This window comes from Curtobacterium oceanosedimentum (assembly GCF_040545555.1).
Classification (GTDB): Bacteria; Actinomycetota; Actinomycetes; order Actinomycetales; family Microbacteriaceae; genus Curtobacterium.
Genome location: NZ_JBEPMD010000006.1, coordinates 12,033 through 31,146, shown reverse-complemented (window position 1 = coordinate 31,146; position 19,114 = coordinate 12,033). Strand labels below are relative to the sequence as shown.

The following is a 19,114-nucleotide window of genomic DNA, read 5'->3' as shown; positions in this document are numbered from 1 at the left end:
CCCGCCGGTGATCGGCGGGGGTCTCGGGTGCGGCGTGCGGTTCGTGCACACCACGGGGTGGTCAGCGCAGCGATCGGCTCCAGGCGCCACGGCCGTGGTCGAGCGGACGACGGAGGCCGCGGGCGGACGTGTCCCACCCGGCACGCGGCGAGTCGGTGACCTCGGCCCGGCCGAGCGCGGCGGCCTCGTCGGCCTGCCGCTGGAGGACAGCGACGACGGCTGCGAGCTCCTCGGGCGACGGGTCGCCGGAGACGACGCGGACGTCGGCCGCGACGGGGGCGGTGGCCTCCTCGGTGACGGAGGCGTCCGCGGGGACGTGTGCTGCGTGCCTGCCCATCAGAGCGGGATGTTCCCGTGCTTCTTCGGCGGCAGCGAGGCGCGCTTGCCCCGGAGCGCCCGCAGCGCCTTGATGACGGAGACGCGCGTTGCGTGCGGCTGGATGATGCCGTCGAGCTCGCCGCGCTCGGCAGCCAGGTACGGCGACGCCACGTTGTAGGTGTACTCGTTCGCGAGCCGGGTGCGGACCGCAGCGACGTCCTCGCCCGCCTCCTCCGCGCGCTTGATCTCGGCGCGGTACAGGATGTTGACGGCACCCTGACCGCCCATGACGGCGATCTCGGCGGTCGGCCATGCCAGGTTGATGTCGGCGCCGAGCTGCTTCGACCCCATCACGATGTACGCGCCGCCGTAGGCCTTCCGCGTGATGACGGTGACGAGCGGCACGGTCGCCTCGGCGTACGCGTACAGCAGCTTGGCACCGCGGCGGATCACGCCGGTCCACTCCTGGTCGGTGCCGGGCAGGTACCCGGGGACGTCCACGAGCGTCAGGATCGGGATGCCGAACGCGTCGCAGAACCGGACGAAGCGCGCGGCCTTCTCGCCGGCGTCGATGTTCAGCGTCCCGGCCATCGCCTGCGGCTGGTTCGCGATGATGCCGACCGTGCGGCCCTCGACCCGGCCGAAGCCGATCATGATGTTCGGCGCGAAGAGCGGCTGGACCTCGAGGAACTCGCCGTCGTCGACGATGTGCTCGACGATCGTGGTGACGTCGTACGGCTGGTTCGTCGAGTCGGGGATGACGACGTCGAGCTCGTGGTCGGCGTCGGTCGTCTCGAGCTCCGGTGCGACGTCGTACGCGGGCGGGTCGGACAGGTTGTTGTCCGGCAGGAACCCGACGAGCGATCGTGCGTAGTCGAGCGCGTCGGTCTCGTCCTCGGCCAGGTAGTGCGCCACGCCCGAGACGGCGTTGTGCGTCTGGGCCCCGCCGAGCTCCTCGAACCCGACGTCCTCGCCGGTGACGGTCTTGATGACGTCCGGGCCGGTGACGAACATGTGGCTCGTCTTGTCGACCATGATCACGAAGTCGGTGAGGGCGGGGGAGTACACCGCACCGCCGGCAGCCGGACCCATCACGATGGAGATCTGCGGGATGACCCCGGACGCCTGCGTGTTGAGGCGGAAGATCTCGCCGTACTTGCCCAGGGCGACGACGCCCTCCTGGATGCGGGCGCCGCCGGAGTCGAGGATGCCGATGATCGGGACGCCGGTCTTCAGCGCGTGCTGCATGACCTTGACGATCTTCTCGCCGGCGACCTCGCCGAGCGATCCGCCGAAGACGGTGAAGTCCTGCGCGTAGACCGCGACGTTGCGGCCGTGGATCGTGCCGACGCCGGTCACGACGGCGTCGCCGTAGGGGCGCTTGGCGTCCATGCCGAACGAGGTGGTGCGGTGGCGGACGAACTCGTCGAACTCGACGAAGGAGTTCTCGTCGAGGAGCTGCTCGATGCGCTCGCGGGCGGTGCCCTTGCCCTTCGCGTGCTGCTTGGCGATGGCGGCCTCGCCCGCGGCGGTCACGGCCTCGTGGTAGCGGTCGCGCAGGTCCGCGAGGCGACCGGCCGTGGTCGAGAGGTCGGGGGTGTCTCCTGTGGTCACCCGCTCACCCTACCGGCGGGCGGGACGGGGCCGGTTGGAGGACCCCCACGGTTCCTGGCCGTAGATTTGCGTGCATGTCCACACCCGTCCCGTCGGTCCTGCCGCGTGCCCGTGCCGTCGTCGAGGCCGCGGGCGGGCTGTTCGACCACGTCGAGCGCACCGGGTCCACGAACGCCGACCTGCTGGCCGCCGCGCCCGATCGGGCGCACGGCAGCGTCGTGGCCACGCTCGACCAGACGGCCGGGCGCGGGCGGCTCGACCGGTCCTGGACCGCGCCCGCCGGGCAGACCCTCGCGGTGAGCCTGCTCCTGCGCGCCGACCTGGACGCCCGCGACCGCGGGTGGCTGCCCCTGGTGGCCGGCACCGCGATGCGCGACGCGGTGTCCGCGGCGCTGGCGGACGTCGACGAGCCGGGTCGCGCCTCCCGTCCGGAGGCCGACGCGACGTCCCCGACGGAGCCGCGCGTCCTCGTGAAGTGGCCGAACGACGTGCTGGTCGACGGGCGCAAGGTGTGCGGCATCCTCTGCCAGGTGGCGGCGGACGGCAGCGTCGTCGTCGGCGCCGGCGTCAACCTGACGATCCCGGCCGACGCGCTGCCCACGCCGACGTCCACGTCGCTCGCGGTCGCGGGCGCACGCGACGACGCCGTCACGCTGGCCGACGCGGTCCTGGCCGACTGGTCCGCGGCCGTCCTGGAGGCGGTGCGCGCGTTGGTCGCGGGAGGTCCGGGTGCCGGGGCGGTCCGGTCCCGCGTCCGCGCGGCCTGCGGCACGATCGGTCGCCGCGTCCGTCTGGAGCTGCCCGACGGCACCGTCGACGTCGTCGACGCCACGGGCATCGACGACGACGGTCGGATCACGATCCGGGATCGGGACGGGCGATCTAGGGGCGTCGCGGTGGGGGACCTCACCCACCTGCGGTATGCATGACGGCATGACCGCCGAGCCGCCGCCCGAACGCGTCGTCGCGCGGCTCCGACCGCACGCGCGCCGGCTCGTCCGCCCCGCGGTCTTCGTGGTGCTCGTCGCCCTGGCCGGAGGGTTCGGCTTCGGTGTCTTCCGTGCGCAGCTCGCCTGGCTGAACGCGGTGGTCGCCGGCCTGACGGTGCTGCTCGTCGTGCTCGGCGGGCTCGTGCCGCTGCTGCGCTGGATGTCGGAGCGGTACGTCGTGACCACCCGGCGGCTCGTCGTGGTGCACGGTCTCGGGACGCGCACGCGCCGGGAGCTCCTGCACTCGCGGGGGTACGACGTGACGGTGCGCCGGCGCGGGCTGCAGGGCGTGTGGCGGTCCGGGGACGTGCTCGTCTTCCCCGGCGAGGAGACGCCCGTCGTGCTCGGGGACGTCCCGCACGCGGACCTCGTGGTGGCCGTGCTCCACGACCTCGTCGAGGCGCACGAGGCCCGGCGTCGGCACCGGGAGCCGGACTGGGACGAGATCGTCGGCGGGTACTGACCGGAGCCGAGTTCACCTCATGATCACCGTGTCCCGGCAGGGCCGGACCACGGTGTCGGGTAGCGTCGTCCCGTGCGCATCTCCGTCATCGGCTGCGGGTACCTCGGTGCCGTGCACGCCGCCTCCATGGCCAAGCTCGGACACGAGGTCGTCGCGGTCGACGTCGACCCGGTCAAGATCGAGCGGCTCGCCGCGGGCGAGGCCCCGTTCTTCGAGCCCGGACTGCCCGAGACCCTCGCCGAGGCGCTCGCCTCCGGGCGCATCGAGTTCACGACCGACTCCTCCCGGGTCGCCGGAGCGCGAGTGCACTTCCTCGCCGTCGGGACGCCCCAGGGGCCGACGGGAGCGGCCGACCTGACCTACGTCGACACCGCGGTGACGGACCTGCTGCCGCACCTGGCCCCGGGGGACCTGGTCGTCGGCAAGTCCACCGTCCCGGTCGGCACCGCCGCCCGGCTCGCCGAGCGCGTGCGCGAGGCGCAGCCCGAGGCGACCCTCGTCTGGAACCCCGAGTTCCTGCGCGAGGGGTTCGCCGTGCAGGACACCGTCTCGCCCGACCGGTTCGTCTACGGCGTGCCCGACGGCGCGGCCGGGGAGCGCGCCGTCGCCGTCCTCGACGAGGTCTACGAGCAGGCCCTCGCCGCCGGCATCCCGCGGCTCGTCGTCGACCTGCCGACCAGCGAGCTCGTCAAGATCAGTGCGAACGCGTTCCTCGCGACGAAGATCTCGTTCATCAACGCCATGGCGGAGATCGCCGAGGTCGCCGGCGCGGACGTCACGGCGCTCGCCGACGCGATCGGGTACGACGACCGGATCGGTCGGAAGTTCCTGAACGCCGGCCTCGGGTTCGGCGGCGGGTGCCTGCCCAAGGACATCCGCGCGTTCCAGGCGCGTGCCGACGAGTTGGGCGTCGGACGGTCGCTCGGGTTCCTCGCCGAGGTCGACGCGATCAACCTGCGGCGTCGCGCCCACGTGGCGACCCTCGCCGGTGAGCTGCTCGGCGGCTCCGTCGCGGGGCGCCGCGTGGCCGTGCTCGGTCTCGCGTTCAAGCCGAACTCCGACGACGTCCGCGACTCGCCGGCGCTCGACATCGCCGCACGCCTCGTCGAGCTCGGGGCGACGGTGCTGGCGTACGACCCCGCCGCGAACCACACCGCAGCCCGGGTGCGCCCGGAGGTCGAGACCGTCGACTCCGCCGCCGAGGCGCTGCGTGACGCCGACCTCGTGCTCGTGCTGACCGAGTGGGCCGAGTTCCGCGAGCTCGACCCGCGGGTCGTCGCCGACCTCGTCGCCGCACCCGTCGTGCTCGACGGCCGGAACTGCCTCGACCGCGACGCGTGGACCGCCGCCGGGTTCACCGTGCGCGGCATGGGGCGGTGATCGGCGCGGTCGCTCGCTGACCGTGCCCGCGCGCGGTCAGTCGGTGCGCCGCCCAGCCGCGGCCCGCAGCACCGCCCGGTACCGTTCGCCGATGCGGTCACCGGTGTAGGACCCCGCGACCCCTCCGGCCCCGGTCTGCCACCGCTCCCGCCCGTTCCGGTCGGTGAGGGCGCGCCGGAGCGCCGAGACCAGCGCGTCGACGTTGCCGGGCGGCACGAGGAGACCGGAGACGTCGTCCTGCACGACGTCACGGATCCCCGGCAGGTCGCTCGCGACGACGGCGGCCCCGACGGCGGCGGCCTCGAGGAGCGTCACGGGGAGCCCCTCCTGGTCGCCGTTCGACGCGGGGACGGACGGCACCACGACCACCTCGGCGGACGCCAGCGCGTCGAGGACCTCGTCCTTCCCGCGCTGACCGACGAAGGTGACCGGCAGTCCTGCGGCCCGCCGCTCCAGTCCGGCGCGGAGCGGGCCGTCACCGACGACGACCAGCTCCCACGCGACGTCGTCGATGCGTCGCAGCGCGTCGAGGAGGACCGCGAAGCCCTTCTTCTCGACGAGCCGACCGACGGCCACCACCCGTCCCGGCACCCGTGCGGTCCGTGCCCGGGCGGCTGCGGCCGGCCCGGTCTCGACGCCCATCGGCACGACGCTCGTCCCGGCCTCGGGGACACCCCACCGGGTGAGCCGCTCGCGCATCTCGCCGTTGACCGTCGTCACGTGCGCCGCACGTCGCAGCACCCAGCGCTTCAGGCGTACCAGGGGTGCGGCGCGCAGGGCGTAGACGTCGCCGCCGTGCGTGGTGACGACCATCGGCACCCGGGGCGCGGCGAGGGTCGCGACCAGGGCCTGCGGGACGGCCCAGTGGGCGTGCACGACGTCGGGTCGACCCGCCCGGACCGCGCGTCGGACCGCCAGGTACTGCGCCACGAGCAGGGCCGGGACCTGCAGCACGCGGCTGCGGCGGGCCCGGAGGTTGTCGAGGATCGCCCCGTCGGCGAGGTCCTCGAACCGTCGGGGGAAGTACGGGTAGCGCACCACCCGGACCCCGTCGACGACCTCGTCGGCGGCGGCACCGGGCACCCGGGGCGTGAGGACGACGGTGTCGAACTCCTCGGCTTCGTGCCGCGCGAGGTCGAGCACGAACGCGGGCACGCCGTCGTCGGGCCGGGCGGGGAAGGTCGATGCGAGGACGAGGAGCCTCGACCGCCGGTGCGGCGCACCGTCCTGGCCGGGGGCGGCGCCTCCGGCGGGGTCCTCAGCGGGCTCGGCGGTCGGTCGGAGGCGCATCGAGCCATCCTACGGACGACATCGTGCCCCGGTGGCCTGCGCGGCGGCGGTTCAGACCTCGTGCGGGAGCCGGGCGTCCTCGGTGACGACCGTGCGCTCGGCCTCCTGCTGCACCCGGTCGGGGTGGTACACCCACACCTTGTAGAGCCAGAAGCGGAAGGCGGTGCCGAGCAGGAGCCCGATCACGTTGCCGGACACGTTGTCCGCGAACGCCGACGTGAAGCCGAGCACGTAGTGGGAGATCCCGAGGCAGCCGAGCGAGATGGCCATGCCACCCAGCGAGACGACGAGGAACTCCACGCCCTCCCGCGCGGCGACCGACCGACGCTGGTGGCGGAACGTCCAGTACCGGTTGCCCAACCAGTTCACGGCGATGGCGAGCACCGTCGAGATCACCTTCGCCCAGAAGGGCCCCGAGTGCACCTCGTCGGGGGACAGCACGGTGGCGCGCAGCAGGTTGAACACGCTGAAGTCGACGACGAAGCCGACGGCTCCGACGACTCCGAAGCGGGCCAGCTGCGCGATGAGTCGCCGCACGTCGTCTCCAAGATCCGTAGAGTTGTGGGTGGCCGGGCGGACCCCGGCAGGCGCCGGTCGGCGACCGGCAGAACCTCCATTGTAGACAACGTGCTCTCACCGACCGGTGGGAGCGGCGGAAGGAACACACAGCATGGCCTTGCGTGTCGGAGTCGTCGGCGGCGGACAGCTCGCCCGGATGATGGTCCCCGCTGCTGTCGAGCTCGGTCTCGACATCCGCGTCCTCGCCGAGGGCCCGGGCATGTCGGCGGCCATCGCCGCCACCGCCGAGGGCGACTACCACGACCTCGACACGGTCCTCGCCTTCGCCCGCGGGGTGGATGCGGTCACCTTCGACCACGAGCACGTGCCGCAGGACGTCCTGCGGGGCCTCGTCGAGGCCGGGATCGCCGTGCACCCGGGGCCCGAGGCGCTCGCGGTCGCCCAGGACAAGATCGTCATGCGGCAGCGCCTCAGCGACCTCGGCCTGCCGGTGCCGGACTGGGCCGCCGTGCACGACGCGGAGGAACTCCGCGCCTTCCTCACCGACCACGGCGGGCGAGCCGTCGTCAAGACCGCCCGCGGCGGCTACGACGGCAAGGGCGTCCGAGTGGTCGCCGACGCCTCGGACGTCGACGACTGGTTCGTGGCGATCGCCGAGTCCGGCTCCGACCAGGCGCTCCTCGTCGAGGAGCTCGTGCCCTTCACCCGCGAGCTCGCCCAGTCGGTCGCGCGACGCCCCTCCGGGGAGATCGTCGCCTGGCCCCTCGTCGAGACCGTCCAGCGCGACGGCGTCTGCGCCGAGGTCATCGCGCCGGCGCCCGCGAGCGCCGGCCGGCTCGCCGACGCGGCGGAGTCGCTCGCGGTGCGCATCGCGGAGGAGCTCGGTGTCACCGGGGTGCTCGCCGTCGAGCTGTTCCAGACCGCCGACGAGCGCATCCTCGTGAACGAGCTCGCGATGCGGCCGCACAACACCGGTCACTGGACGATCGACGGCGCGACGACGAGCCAGTTCGAGCAGCACCTCCGGGCGGTGCTCGACCTGCCGCTCGGGGCGACCGGGTCGCACGACCCGGTCGCGGTGATGGTGAACGTGCTCGGGGGACCTGCCGACGGCGACCTCGCCGCCCGGTACCCCGGTGCGCTCGCGGCCTTCCCCGACGCGAAGCTGCACTTCTACGGCAAGTCCCCACGCCCCGGTCGCAAGGTCGGGCACGTGACCGTCACCGGGGACGACGTCGACGACGTCGTGTACCGGGCGCGTGCAGCGGCCGCCCACTTCGACGACTGACGCCCGGACGAACCGCTGGGACCGCGCGGGGTGACCTGCGCGGTCGGAGCGGGTCGAGCCTCCCGTCCGGAGGCGCGCGGTGCGTACGCACCGCGTCCGCTGGGCTCGGCTAGCCTCGTGTCGTGACCGACACCACCGCGCCCTCCCCGCTCGTCTCGATCATCATGGGGTCGGACTCCGACTGGCCCACCATGCGCGCAGCGGCGGACACCCTCGCCGAGCTCGCCGTCCCGTTCGAGGCCGACGTGGTATCGGCGCACCGCACCCCGGACAAGATGGTGCGCTACGCCCGCGGTGCGGCCGGCCGTGGGATCCGCGTCGTCATCGCCGGCGCCGGCGGAGCCGCACACCTGCCCGGCATGGTCGCCTCGATGACGACCCTCCCCGTCATCGGCGTGCCCGTGCAGCTCGCACGACTGGACGGCCTCGACTCGCTGCTCTCGATCGTGCAGATGCCCGCGGGTGTCCCGGTGGCGACGATGGCGATCAACGGGGCCGCGAACGCAGGACTGCTCGCGGCGCGGATCATCGGCTCGTCGGAGCCGGACGTCGCCGCACGCCTCGCGGAGTACGCCGCCGGACTCGAGCGCGTCGTCGAGCGGAAGGCCGCGGCGCTCCGCGAGCAGGTCTGACGCCGACCGCCGGGCCCGCGCGCCCGGGCCGGAGGTCGAGGCTCGGGAAATCTCGTGCGTCGGCCGGGGGTCGGGCCCGGCCCGGTCCGTCTCAGGCGGGGGTCGCGACGCCGGTGAGCCCGTCGACCGAGACGGACCGCGTGCCGTCCGCGGTCGTGACCGTGGCGGCCCACGTCGGTGCGGCGGCCGTGCCGTCGAGGACGAGGGATGCGAGCTCCCCGCCGCCGACCGCCGCCGTCGCCGCGGCGACGGCACTCGCCGCGGTGGTCTGCAGCGCGGCAGCGCGCGCGGTCGTGGCGGCCTGGGTCGCTGCGTCCACCTGCTTCGGGAACGGGCCGGAGGTCACACGGTCGAGTGTCGCCGAGACGACGGACTGCGTCTGGGAGCCGTCCGGTCCGGCGACGACGACGGTCCACGAGTCGCCGGACCCGGCGATCGAGACGACCGTGCCACCGCCGGCCGCCGCGACGCCCTGCGCAGCGACCTTGTCGAAGTCGACGTGGTCCGGGTGGTCGACGCCGCTGCCGTTGCCGGTGCCGCTCGCGGTGCCGTCGTCCGTCGGAGCGGCGCCGTCGCCACCGCTCGCGCTGCTGCTCGACGACGCTCCGGACGGGGAACGGGAGGAGTCCGGGCCGGCATCGTCGCCGGAGCACGCCGCCAGGGTGGTCGCCAGGCCGACGGCGAGGACGATCGAGGCGGTCAGGACCGGAGCGGGACGACGAGACATGGCTCGATGATGACAGCCGTGCCGGGGCCGCGTCGCGCGCGCGTCGGTGGGTCGGCGCATCGATGCCCAGCCGTGACCGTCCGGGTGGGTGGTGCTCCTGTGGCTCAGAGGTCGGCGTGCAGCTGCCAGGTCTCGAGCGCCGAGTCGCGCCAGTCGAACATGCGGGCGCGGTCGGGCCCGGCGACGGCGAGCTGCCCCGCGAGCAGCGGGTCCGCGGTCACCTGGTAGATCGCCTGCGCGAGCCGCTCGGGGTACGACTCCGGTCGGTCGCGGGCGACGACGACACCGGCGTCCGCCGCGACCTCGCTGACCGCGGCGTCGTCCGAGTGGATCACGGGGGTGCCGAAGCTCATCGCCTCGATCACCGGCAGGCCGAACCCCTCGGCGAGGCTCGGGAAGACGAACACCGTCGCCCGGTCGTACACGACCGCGAGGTCGGCGTCGTCGACGCGACCGAGCACCTTGACCCGGTCGGCGGCGAGCCCGGCGCGTTCAGCGATCGCGTGGACGTCGACGTCCCCCCAGCCGTCCGGCCCGGCGATGACCAGCGGGACGTCACGCGGCGCGTCGGGGTGCGCCATCGCCTCGATGAGCTGGCGGAGGCCCTTGCGTGGTTCGAGGGTGCCGACGGCGAGGACGTAGCGCGTCGGGAGACCCAGGCGCTCGGCACGGAGGTCGGCGTCGACGGGGACGCGCAGACGTCCGGTCGGGGCTCCGCCGATGACCCGCAGCCGGTCACCGAAGTGGTGGATCTCGTCGAGCTGCGCCGCGACGGCGTGCGTGGGGACGACGACGGCATCGGCGTGCTTCCACGCACGCTTCACCATCGCCCGGTGGAAGTGCACGCCGCGCGGCGTCAGGGTCTCGGGGTGGGTCCACGGGACGGTGTCGTGCACCGTGACGACCGTCTGCCGGCCCGGCTCCTGGAACCGGTCGTGCTTCACGAGGGGCGCGAGCACGCTCGGCGCGTGCACCATGCCGCGCGAGGCGCCGTGGGCGAGGCCGCCCTGCCAGGCCACGGCGAGTTCGCGCCGGGGCAGGGCGAGCCGCTCGATGCCGGCGAGCCCCGGGAGGAGCGTGCGCAGGCGGTCGACGTCGGCGCGCGGGGCGGCGGACACGATGCCCTCGACGTCACAGCCGGCGGGAGCCGTCTCGACGAGCTTCCGCGTGAGCTCCTCCGCGTAGCGGCCGATCCCACCCGGGACCGGCGCGATCACCTGGTCCACGACGACGCGGAGAGTGGTCATGCGGTGGGGCTCCTCGGGTCGGTGGGGCGGCACTGCGCGCAGTACCGGCGCGACACTACCAGGGGCGCTCGGGAGATCCCGCTGCGCCGCGGCGTGCGCCGCGACGACCGCCGCGGCGACGGTGTCGGACCGCCAGCGCCGCTCCGACGGCGGCGAGGACGACGTCGCCGAGGGTCATCATCGCGCGACTGACGACCGCGAGGGCCAGGGCGCCGGGCACGCCGGCGACGGGTCCGAGGAGCAGGACGAGGACGCCCTCCCGGGCCCCGAGGCCGGCCGGGGCGACGACGACCAGGAACCCGACCAACCAGGCGACGGCGTAGGCGCCGGTCGCGAGCGGCGGCACCGACGGTCCGTGCGCCCCGAACGCGCGCAGGACAGTCGTCGCCTGCACCCCGTAGGCGAGCCACATCGCCGCCGACCACCCCACCGATGCGAGGGTCCCGCTCCAGGTGAGTGCGACGACCTGCGGCGGACGACGGAGCAGGCGCATCGCGAGGACGATCAGCCGCGCGAGCACCGGCGGCGCCACCGTGACGAGGCCGACCGCCGCGACGAGTGCCAGCCACCAGAACGTGGCGAGCCCGTCCGGCGCCCCGACGAGCAGACCGCCGATGCCCACCAGGGCGGCCGTGACCATGCTGACGAGCATCGACGCGAGTGCGGCGACCGCGCTCGTGGCGCGGGGGAGGCCGTGGGCGCGCCCCAGCTCCGCCTGCGCCGCGATCGACCACACCCCGCCGGGCAGGTACTTGCCGAGCTGCCCGACGAAGAACACCGACGCCGCCGCCGACACGGGCAGACGTGTCCCCGTCGCCGCGGTCATCGCCCGCCACGACGCCATGTTCGCCACCAGGGCGACGAAGGTCGCGACGAGACCGGTCGCGACGGTCCCGGCCGAGAGTGCGGCGACGTCACGGACGATCGCGTCCCACTGCTGCACGACCCCCACGACGAGGAGCGCGACCGCGAGTGCGGCCGCGCTCCACTTCACCGCCGTGAGGACCCGACCGCGACGTCCGGGGGTCCCACCGTCGGTCGGGTCAGGCGTCGAGGACACCGGCCTCCGCCGCTGCGTGGAGCGCTTCGCGCCAGTCGCGCATCGGCGCGATGCCGGCGCGCAGCCAGGCGTCATGCCCGAGCACGCTGTACGCCGGACGCGGAGCAGGACGGACGAACGCCGAGCTGTCCGTCGGCAGGACGCGCTCCGGGTCGAGCCCGACCTCGGTGTAGATCGCCTTCGTGAAGTCCAGCCACGACCCCTGCCCGGCGTTCGTGCCGTGGTAGGTGCCGGCCGGTGCGTCGGCGTCGAGCATCGCGACGATCTGTCGGGCGAGGTCGCCCGTCCACGTCGGCTGACCGACCTGGTCCGTGACCACGCTGACGGTGTCGTGCGACCCGGCGAGCCGGATCATCGTCTTCGCGAAGTTGGGGCCACCGGCGCCGTAGAGCCACGCGGCCCGCACGATGTACGACGAGTCCGGCGCGATCCGTCGGACCGCGTCCTCGCCGGCCGCCTTCGTGCGACCGTAGGCCCCGATCGGGTCGGTCGGCTCGTCCTCGGCGTACGGCGAGGTGCCGTTGCCGTCGAAGACGTAGTCGGTCGACACGTGCACGAGCTTCGCGCCCGCGCCGACGGCCGCGGTGGCCAGCACCTCGGGGCCGCGGGCGTTCACGGCGTACGCGTCGTCCTCGTGGGACTCGGCGTCGTCCACCTTCGTGTACGCGGCGGCGTTGATGACGACGTCGTGACCGGCGACGGCCGCGGCGACCGCCTCCGGGTCGGTGATGTCCAGCTCGGCACGGGAGAGCGCGGTGACGTCACGACCGGCGAGGGCCTGCTGGAGGTCCTGGCCGAGCATGCCGGCCGCGCCGGTGATCAGGTAGCGGGTCATGCGAGGGCCGCGCGCTCCTTGAGGGGCTCCCACCAGGCGCGGTTGTCGCGGTACCACTGCACGACGTCGGCCAGGCCCTGCTCGAACGGGACCTGCGGCTCGTAGCCGAGCTCGGCCTGGATCTTCGAGATGTCCACGGAGTACCGCAGGTCGTGGCCGAGGCGGTCCTGGACGCGGTCGACGTACGACCAGTCCTTGCCGGTGGCCTCGAGCAGCATGCCGGTGAGCTCCTTATTCGTGAGCTCGGTGCCGCCGCCGATGTTGTAGATCTCGCCCGCGCGGCCCCCGACGAGCACCATCGCGATGCCGCGCGTGTGGTCGTCGACGTGCAGCCAGTCGCGGATGTTGTTGCCCTCGCCGTACAGCGGGACGTGCCGGTCGTCGATCAGGTTCGTGACGAACAGCGGGATGACCTTCTCGGGGAAGTGGTACGGCCCGTAGTTGTTCGAGCAGCGCGTGATCGAGAGGTTCAGCCCGTGCGTCCGGTGGTAGCTGCGCGCGAGCAGGTCGCTGCCGGCCTTCGACGCCGAGTACGGCGAGTTCGGCTCGAGCGGGCGGTCCTCGGCCCACGAGCCCTCGCTGATGGAGCCGTATACCTCGTCGGTGGACACGTGCACGAAGCGCTCCGTGCCGTGGCGGAGCGCGGCGTCCAGCAGGCGCTGCGTCCCGACGACGTTCGTCTCGACGAAGATGCCGGAGTCGCGGACCGAACGGTCGACGTGGGACTCGGCGGCGAAGTGCACGATCGCGTCGACGCCGGGGACGACCTCGTCGAGCTTCGCGGCGTCGGTGATGTCGCCCTGCACGAAGGAGTAGCGGGGGGAGTCCGCGACGGGCGCGAGGTTCTCGAGGTTGCCCGAGTAGGTGAGCGCGTCGTAGACCACGACGTCGGCGCCCTCCAGACCGGGGTAGGCGTCCTGCAGCGTACGGCGGACGAAGTTCGAGCCGATGAAGCCGGCTCCTCCGGTGACGAGGATCTTCACGCGTTGTTCCTTCAGTGATCGGTTCGACGGTCGGCGGGCAGTCTAGCGGGCGCGGTCCCGGCGGTGTCGTCGCGACCGAACCAGCGCCACAGGGCGACCGCGGTGGCGAGCCCGACGACGGCCAGGAGGCCCACGAGCGCCGCGAGTGCACCCCGGCCGGGCGGCAGCGACGTCCAGAGCGCCTGTCGGCCCGCCGCGGAGACCCGGAACTGGAGACCCTCGAAGGACCCCGAGTAGAGCAGGCCGAGCGCTGCGACGGCCACGACCGGGGCGACCAGCAGGACGGCTCGGGCCAGCCGCACCCGGACCTCTCGCCGTACGACCAGGCCTCGCCAGGCGAGCGCCTGCACGACCAGCAGGGCGGCGATCGCCGGGAACAGGAACCGGCCCTGGGTCACGGTGATGCCGACGTGCCCGACGTAGGTCGCCCAGTCCCGGGCGAGGACGACGACGAGGACGGTGAGCGGGAACGTGCCGACGACGGCCATCGAGCGTCGGTCGACCCGGCGACTCGCCGCGGCCCACACCAGTGCGGCGAGCGCGACCACGGTGGCGGTGTCGACGATCACGGGCGAGAGCGGCCACTGGTACCGACCGAGCAGCCCCAGGAACGAGTCCGACATGCCGTTCCAGAACGTCCCGACGAACTGCACGACGTCCGGGCCCTGGCCCGCGGGCCACGGGTCCCGGACCGGCGCGTACGGGTCCGGCTGCGGAGAACCGGTCCGGACGAACTGCCGGGCGTACCACCACCCGGTCGTGACCGCGGGGACGAGGAGCACCACCAGGCACCGGCCGACGCGGACGAGCACGTCGCGGACGAGCACGTCGCGACCGGGCCGCCGCGCCGCGGCGCTGCCGAGCCGTCCGGCGAGCACCGCGACCAGGACGAACGGCACCGTCAGGAACCCGGCGGCCGACACGGCGGTCCCGACCGCCACCGACCCACCGAGCGCCAGCAGGGTCCACCACGACCGGTCGCCGGTGAGCACGCGCACCGCGAGCCAGGTGCTGAGGGCGCCGGCGACGATGACCGGGACCCAGACCGAGACGGAGGTCCCGACCTGCGCGATCTGCGGCACGGCGAGCAGGACCGCAGCGGCGGCGACCGCGAGTCGCGGCGAGCGGGTGGCGCGACGCACCGAGGCCCAAACGAGCGCCGGCAGCGGGGCCATCGCCAGGACGTCGACCAGGCGCATCACGAGCACCACGTGGTCCCAGCGTCGGGACCCGGCGTCGAGCGCCACCGCGACGGCCGCCTGCACCGCGAAGAACGTCGGTGGGTGTTGCGACATCGGGTTCCGGAGCGCGTTCTCGGTGCCGTCCCCGACGATCGCGGCGATCGAGCCGCGCTCCGACGCCGGTGGCAACCGGACGGCGACGTCCTGGGCCAGCAGCCCCTGGAAGAAGTGCAGGTGACCGGTCGCCGGCCACGGCTGTCCCGCCAGCAGGTGGAGGACCGCGTCGACGTTCGCGGCCTCCTCCGGACCCTGCAGGGGAGGGTTCACGGCTGCCCACGTCGCGAGGAGCAGGACGAACGTCGCGCTGACCCCGGCGACCGCCAGGAGCTCGGAGTGCGAGGCTCGCCACACGCGGCGGCGGCCCCTCACGGGCGGGCTCCGAGGTCGGTCACCGACGGGAGCGTGGCGGAGCTGCTCGGCACACGGCGCGACAGCAGGACCGCACCGACGCCCAGCATGAGCGCGAGGACCCACGCGGCGACGACCGCCGCCACCGGGACCGGGGTGGACGCCGCGAGCGTCGCGAGCCCGGCCGACGTGACCCGCGCGCGGGCGACCTCGGCGAACGACGTGTAGGCCACCGCGGGGCCGTACAGGGCCAGCGCGGCGGCGATGCAGCTGACGACCGTGGCGAACCGGCGCCGGCCGGCGGGGGTGCCGAGGGCACGGCGCCACGCGATCGCGCTCAGGGCGACGAACGCGGTGATCGCGGGGAAGGAGTACCGCCCCTGCGTCCCGCCGACGAAGGTCGTGGCGAGGTAGCTGTTCCAGTTCGTCACCGTCTGGAAGACGAAGACGGTCAGGGGCAGGACGGCGAGCGTGACGGCGAGACCGAGGCCGGGCCCCCGCCGGAACCCCCACACGAGCACCGCGCCCAGACCGAGCACGGTGGCGGTCTCGTAGACGACGGGGGAGACGACCCACTGCGCCCCACCGCCGAAGCTGCCCCAGAACGTCCGGGCGATCGTGCTCCACGAGATGCTGACGAACGTCACGGGGTCGGGACCGGTCCCGGCGGGGAACGGCTGCGGCGGACGCAGCGACGCGAAGCCGTCCGGCTGCAGCGTGTGGAAGACGAGCAGGTTCCGGAGCCACCACCACGCGCCGACCGCCGCGGCGACGGCCAGGACCCAGAGCGCCCGCAGCAGTCGCCGGAGCACGACCCGCGGGCCCGCCGCTCCGACGGACAGGGCGGCGGCGACCGCGACGAACGGGATCAGCGGCAGTGCCGTCCCCTTCCAGAGGATCGCGACACCGAGCGACAGGGCGAGGGCGACCGCGGTCCTCGTCCGGGCGTCGCCGGTCAGCACCCGGGCGGCCAACCAGACCGTGGTGGCGCCGAAGAGCATCACCGGCGGGTCGTTCGACACCGACGCCCCGATCGAGGCGAGCTCGGGGACCGCGAGCACGGCGAACGCGCCGACCACGGCCGCCCGCGGACTCCGGGTCACCCGTCGGACCGTGGTCCACGCCAGTGCCGGCAGCGGGAGGACGAACAGTGCGCTGAACAGGCGCAGCGCGAGCACGTCGACAGCCGGGCGGTGCGCCTCGAAGTCGATCAGGTGCAGGACCCCGGCGGCCAGCACGTAGTAGGTCGCCGGGTGCTGCGTCATCTGGTCGACGGTGTCGACCTCGGCAGCACCCGAGGCGTCGAGCAGCGCCCCCATCGACGCCGTCGTCCCGGCGCCGGCCCCGTCGACGGCCTGCAGCAGGTGGAGGTCACCCGGGTCGGGCCATCCGTCGCCGATCGCGACGTGCACCGCCGCGTCGAAGTGGGCCCGCTCGTCGGGAGCCTCGAACGTCGGCACGAGCGCCGCCCAGAGGACGAGGAACACCCCGAAGGTCGCGGTGACCACGAGGACGACGAGGCGCTCGCCGCGGCTGGGCGCGGCCACGGGGTCAGTCACCGTACCGAGCGAGCTTCTGCAGGTCGAGCTGCTCCTCGGCGAGGGTCCGGTTCAGTCGGGTCAGGTCGGCCACGACACCGATCGTCATCGACAGGACCGCGGTGATCACGAGGACGATGCCGATGAGGAGCGACTGCAGGTGGTTGCCGCCGGAGCCGCTGGTGAGCAGGACCAGGTACCGCACGAACGGGACCAGACCGGCGACGAGCAGCACGGCGCTCACAGAGGCGAAGAGCGCCATCGGGCGGTACATGAGGTACACACGGGCGATCGCGGACCCCGAGGCGAAGACGTGCTGCCACATGTTGCGGAACAGCCGGGACTCGCGGGTCTTCGGGTTGGTCGTGATCGGGATGCTCGCGATCGCGAGCCGCTTGTAGCCGGCCTGCACGATCGTCTCCATGCAGTAGCTGAACCGCGTGACGATGTTCAGGCGGATCAGCGAGTACTTCGAGTACGCACGGAAGCCGCTGGCGGCGTCGGGCAGGTCGAGCCCGGCGGCACGGCTCGCGACCCACGAACCGAGTCGCTGCATGCCCTTCTTCAGGGTCGAGAAGTGCTCGATCGTGCGCGTCTGGCGGTCACCGATGACGATCTCGGCCTCGCCGCGCAGGATGGGCTGCACCAGGTCCGCGATCCGGGCCTGCGGGTACTGGTCGTCGCCGTCGGTGTTCACGACGATGTCCGCCCCGTGCAGCAGGGCGTAGTCGACGCCGTCACGGAAGGACCGCGCGAGGCCCATGTTCGTGGTGTGGCGCACGAAGTGGGTCACACCGTGGGCACGGGCGACCTCGACGGTCCGGTCCGTCGAGCCGTCGTCGATGACGAGCACCTCGATCTCGTCGACACCGGGCACGGACGTCGGGATCGACTCGAGGACCGCGGGCAGGGTGGTCTCCTCGTTGAGACACGGGATCTGGACGAACAGCTTCATACGGGCTGGGGTCGCTCTCTGGTCGGAAGGGCGAGGGGCACGGTCGGGACGACCGACACAGCCTACGTGGGAGCATGGTCCGGTCCGTCCGGCGGACCCCTTTGCTAGGCTTCCCCGGTGCAGATCCGCGAACTCAAGATCCAAGGCGCGTGGGAGTTCACCCCCGTCCAGCACGGCGACGCACGGGGGGCCTTCCTCGAGGCGTACCGCGCCGACGTGCTCGAGGAGACCGTCGGGCACCCGCTCGACCTCCGTCAGGTGAACATGTCGATCTCCTCGCGCGGCGTCGCGCGGGGCATCCACTACGCCCTCGTCGCCCCGAGCCAGGCGAAGTACGTCACCGCGGTCCGCGGGGCGTTCATCGACTACATCGTCGACATCCGCGTCGGGTCGCCGACGTTCGGGCAGTGGGACTCGGTCCGCATCGACGACGTCGACCGTCGGGCCGTGTACCTGTCCGAGGGGCTGGGTCACGCGATCGTCGCGCTCGAGGACCAGAGCACGGTGAACTACCTGGTGAGCGCCCACTACGACCCCGAGCGGGAGAAGGGGATCAGCATCCTCGACCCGACCGTCGGTCTCGAGCTGCCGGACGGCATCGGTGAGCCGGTGCTGTCCGAGAAGGACACCAGCGCTCCGACGCTCGAGCAGGCGGCCGAGCTCGGCCTGCTGCCGACGTTCGACGAGTGCCTCGCGTACACGGAGTCGCTGCGCACGAACGGGGGAGCACGATGAAGGGCATCATCCTCGCCGGCGGGTCCGGTACCCGCCTCTGGCCGATCACCAAGGGCATCTCGAAGCAGCTCATGCCCATCTACGACAAGCCGATGGTGTACTACCCGCTGTCGACCCTGATGATGGCGGGCATCCGCGAGGTCCTGGTCATCACGACCCCCGAGTACAACGACCAGTTCCGGGCGCTGCTCGGCGACGGATCGTCGCTCGGCATGGACATCCAGTACGCCGTGCAGCCGAGTCCGGACGGCCTTGCCCAGGCCTTCGTGATCGGCGAGGACTTCATCGGCGACGACAGCGTCGCGCTGGTCCTCGGCGACAACATCTTCCACGGCACCGGCCTCGGCTCGAGCCTGAAGCGGAACACCTCGGTCGACGGGGCGACGATCTTCGCCTACCAGGTGGCCGACCCCAAGGCGTACGGCGTGGTCGAGTTCGACGACGAGTTCCGGGCGCTCTCCATCGAGGAGAAGCCCGCGGTCCCGAAGTCGGACTACGCCGTCCCGGGTCTGTACTTCTACGACAACCGCGTCGTCGAGATCGCGAAGACCATCGAGCCGAGTGCGCGCGGTGAGCTCGAGATCTCCACCGTGAACGAGCGCTACCTCGAGGACGGCAGCCTGAGCGTGCAGGTCCTCGACCGGGGGACCGCGTGGCTCGACACCGGGACGTTCGAGTCCATGATGCAGGCGTCCGAGTACGTCAAGGTCATCGAGGACCGACAGGGCAGCAAGATCGGGTGCATCGAGGAGATCGCCTGGCGGAACGGCTGGATCGACGACACGGCCCTGGAGGCGCTCGCCGGACCGCTGGTCAAGAGCGGCTACGGCGTCTACCTGCGGCGCCTGCTCGGCAAGTAGGCAGGACGACGACGCCCCGGTCTCGACGAGACCGGGGCGTCGTCGCGTCCGATGTCAGCGCGTCCGATGTCAGCGCGTCCGACGTCAGCGCG

The 19,114-nt window shown here is 73.1% G+C and carries 19 protein-coding genes; 7 read left to right on the top strand and 12 right to left on the bottom strand.

Features of this window, described 5'->3' with window-relative positions; genetic code table 11:
* Window positions 1-61 precede the first annotated feature (61 nt).
* Entirely contained in the window at window positions 62-337 is a 276-nt protein-coding gene (locus ABIC52_RS07875) for an acyl-CoA carboxylase subunit epsilon (RefSeq protein WP_126890672.1), read from the bottom strand.
* A complete protein-coding gene (locus tag ABIC52_RS07870; RefSeq protein WP_126890673.1) occupies window positions 337-1,932 on the bottom strand; it encodes an acyl-CoA carboxylase subunit beta in 1,596 nt (531 codons plus the stop codon). The genes ABIC52_RS07875 and ABIC52_RS07870 overlap by 1 nt, the downstream gene beginning before the upstream one ends.
* A 74-nt stretch (window positions 1,933-2,006) precedes the next feature.
* On the opposite strand from ABIC52_RS07870, the gene ABIC52_RS07865 reads away from it, so the two are divergent.
* The 3 genes from ABIC52_RS07865 to ABIC52_RS07855 all read left to right on the top strand — a co-directional run bounded on the left by ABIC52_RS07865 (window position 2,007) and on the right by ABIC52_RS07855 (window position 4,764).
* Complete coding sequence (locus ABIC52_RS07865) at window positions 2,007-2,861, top strand: biotin--[acetyl-CoA-carboxylase] ligase (RefSeq protein ID WP_126890674.1); 855 nt, start codon at window positions 2,007-2,009, stop codon at window positions 2,859-2,861.
* A 4-nt stretch (window positions 2,862-2,865) separates the two neighbouring features.
* Window positions 2,866-3,384: a PH domain-containing protein gene (locus tag ABIC52_RS07860; RefSeq protein ID WP_126890675.1), complete on the top strand. Its 519-nt coding sequence runs from the start codon at window positions 2,866-2,868 to the stop codon at window positions 3,382-3,384.
* Between the two features lie 72 nt (window positions 3,385-3,456).
* Window positions 3,457-4,764, top strand: a complete 1,308-nt coding sequence (locus tag ABIC52_RS07855; RefSeq protein ID WP_126890676.1) for a UDP-glucose dehydrogenase family protein — start codon at window positions 3,457-3,459, stop codon at window positions 4,762-4,764.
* 36 nt (window positions 4,765-4,800) lie between these two features.
* On the opposite strand, the gene ABIC52_RS07850 is transcribed toward ABIC52_RS07855, so the two are convergent.
* Complete coding sequence (locus ABIC52_RS07850; protein WP_354027056.1) at window positions 4,801-6,054, bottom strand: glycosyltransferase; 1,254 nt, start codon at window positions 6,052-6,054, stop codon at window positions 4,801-4,803.
* A 51-nt stretch (window positions 6,055-6,105) separates the two neighbouring features.
* Entirely contained in the window at window positions 6,106-6,591 is a 486-nt protein-coding gene (locus ABIC52_RS07845; protein ID WP_126890678.1) for a GtrA family protein, read from the bottom strand.
* Window positions 6,592-6,724: 133 nt separating this feature from the next.
* On the opposite strand from ABIC52_RS07845, the gene ABIC52_RS07840 reads away from it, so the two are divergent.
* Together ABIC52_RS07840 and purE are read left to right on the top strand one after the other, a co-directional pair.
* Complete coding sequence (locus ABIC52_RS07840; RefSeq protein ID WP_126890679.1) at window positions 6,725-7,861, top strand: 5-(carboxyamino)imidazole ribonucleotide synthase; 1,137 nt, start codon at window positions 6,725-6,727, stop codon at window positions 7,859-7,861.
* 122 nt (window positions 7,862-7,983) lie between these two features.
* On the top strand, window positions 7,984-8,493 hold the full coding sequence (purE, locus tag ABIC52_RS07835; RefSeq protein WP_354027055.1) for a 5-(carboxyamino)imidazole ribonucleotide mutase: 510 nt from the start codon (window positions 7,984-7,986) through the stop codon (window positions 8,491-8,493).
* A gap of 91 nt (window positions 8,494-8,584) precedes the next feature.
* On the opposite strand, the gene ABIC52_RS07830 is transcribed toward purE, so the two are convergent.
* The 8 genes from ABIC52_RS07830 to ABIC52_RS07795 form a co-directional block, all read right to left on the bottom strand.
* On the bottom strand, window positions 8,585-9,220 hold the full coding sequence (locus ABIC52_RS07830; protein ID WP_126890680.1) for a hypothetical protein: 636 nt from the start codon (window positions 9,218-9,220) through the stop codon (window positions 8,585-8,587).
* A 104-nt stretch (window positions 9,221-9,324) separates the two neighbouring features.
* Window positions 9,325-10,467: a glycosyltransferase family 4 protein gene (locus tag ABIC52_RS07825; RefSeq protein ID WP_354027054.1), complete on the bottom strand. Its 1,143-nt coding sequence runs from the start codon at window positions 10,465-10,467 to the stop codon at window positions 9,325-9,327.
* Between the two features lie 55 nt (window positions 10,468-10,522).
* On the bottom strand, window positions 10,523-11,461 hold the full coding sequence (locus ABIC52_RS07820) for a lysylphosphatidylglycerol synthase domain-containing protein (RefSeq protein ID WP_354027053.1): 939 nt from the start codon (window positions 11,459-11,461) through the stop codon (window positions 10,523-10,525).
* A gap of 49 nt (window positions 11,462-11,510) precedes the next feature.
* Window positions 11,511-12,362 carry a dTDP-4-dehydrorhamnose reductase gene (gene rfbD, locus ABIC52_RS07815; protein ID WP_126890683.1) on the bottom strand — a complete coding sequence of 284 codons (852 nt, stop codon included), beginning with the start codon at window positions 12,360-12,362 and terminating at the stop codon, window positions 11,511-11,513.
* Window positions 12,359-13,345, bottom strand: coding sequence for a dTDP-glucose 4,6-dehydratase (gene rfbB / locus ABIC52_RS07810; protein ID WP_250367280.1), 987 nt, complete (start codon window positions 13,343-13,345; stop codon window positions 12,359-12,361). The genes rfbD and rfbB overlap by 4 nt, the downstream gene beginning before the upstream one ends.
* Window positions 13,346-13,356: 11 nt before the next feature.
* Complete coding sequence (locus tag ABIC52_RS07805) at window positions 13,357-14,955, bottom strand: glycosyltransferase family 39 protein (protein ID WP_209678332.1); 1,599 nt, start codon at window positions 14,953-14,955, stop codon at window positions 13,357-13,359.
* On the bottom strand, window positions 14,952-16,481 hold the full coding sequence (locus tag ABIC52_RS07800) for a phospholipid carrier-dependent glycosyltransferase (protein WP_354027052.1): 1,530 nt from the start codon (window positions 16,479-16,481) through the stop codon (window positions 14,952-14,954). Before ABIC52_RS07800 ends, ABIC52_RS07805 begins: the two co-directional genes overlap by 4 nt.
* Before the next feature lie 4 nt (window positions 16,482-16,485).
* Window positions 16,486-17,427 (bottom strand): glycosyltransferase family 2 protein, encoded by a 942-nt coding sequence (locus ABIC52_RS07795; RefSeq protein WP_126890687.1) that lies wholly within the window; start codon window positions 17,425-17,427, stop codon window positions 16,486-16,488.
* Window positions 17,428-17,544: 117 nt separating this feature from the next.
* Here ABIC52_RS07795 and ABIC52_RS07790 point away from each other — a divergent pair, with 117 nt between their 5' ends.
* Both ABIC52_RS07790 and rfbA read left to right on the top strand, forming a co-directional pair.
* The gene (locus tag ABIC52_RS07790; protein WP_126890688.1) at window positions 17,545-18,162 is read left to right on the top strand and encodes a dTDP-4-dehydrorhamnose 3,5-epimerase family protein; all 618 of its coding nucleotides are present in this window, start codon (window positions 17,545-17,547) and stop codon (window positions 18,160-18,162) included.
* Window positions 18,159-19,022 (top strand): glucose-1-phosphate thymidylyltransferase RfbA, encoded by an 864-nt coding sequence (gene rfbA, locus ABIC52_RS07785; protein ID WP_126890689.1) that lies wholly within the window; start codon window positions 18,159-18,161, stop codon window positions 19,020-19,022. The genes ABIC52_RS07790 and rfbA overlap by 4 nt, the downstream gene beginning before the upstream one ends.
* Window positions 19,023-19,114: the final 92 nt, after the last annotated feature.

Bases quoted from the DNA above. Each gene is read 5' to 3' on its own strand.
- ABIC52_RS07825 (WP_354027054.1), bottom strand. From the start codon at position 10,467: ATGACCACTCTCCGCGTCGTCGTGGACCAGGTGATCGCGCCGGTCCCG.
- ABIC52_RS07795 (WP_126890687.1), bottom strand. From the start codon at position 17,427: ATGAAGCTGTTCGTCCAGATCCCGTGTCTCAACGAGGAGACCACCCTG.
- ABIC52_RS07850 (WP_354027056.1), bottom strand. From the start codon at position 6,054: ATGCGCCTCCGACCGACCGCCGAGCCCGCTGAGGACCCCGCCGGAGGC.
- ABIC52_RS07865 (WP_126890674.1), top strand. From the start codon at position 2,007: ATGTCCACACCCGTCCCGTCGGTCCTGCCGCGTGCCCGTGCCGTCGTC.
- ABIC52_RS07860 (WP_126890675.1), top strand. From the start codon at position 2,866: ATGACCGCCGAGCCGCCGCCCGAACGCGTCGTCGCGCGGCTCCGACCG.
- ABIC52_RS07875 (WP_126890672.1), bottom strand. From the start codon at position 337: ATGGGCAGGCACGCAGCACACGTCCCCGCGGACGCCTCCGTCACCGAG.
- rfbD (WP_126890683.1), bottom strand. From the start codon at position 12,362: ATGACCCGCTACCTGATCACCGGCGCGGCCGGCATGCTCGGCCAGGAC.
- ABIC52_RS07830 (WP_126890680.1), bottom strand. From the start codon at position 9,220: ATGTCTCGTCGTCCCGCTCCGGTCCTGACCGCCTCGATCGTCCTCGCC.
- rfbA (WP_126890689.1), top strand. From the start codon at position 18,159: ATGAAGGGCATCATCCTCGCCGGCGGGTCCGGTACCCGCCTCTGGCCG.
- ABIC52_RS07840 (WP_126890679.1), top strand. From the start codon at position 6,725: ATGGCCTTGCGTGTCGGAGTCGTCGGCGGCGGACAGCTCGCCCGGATG.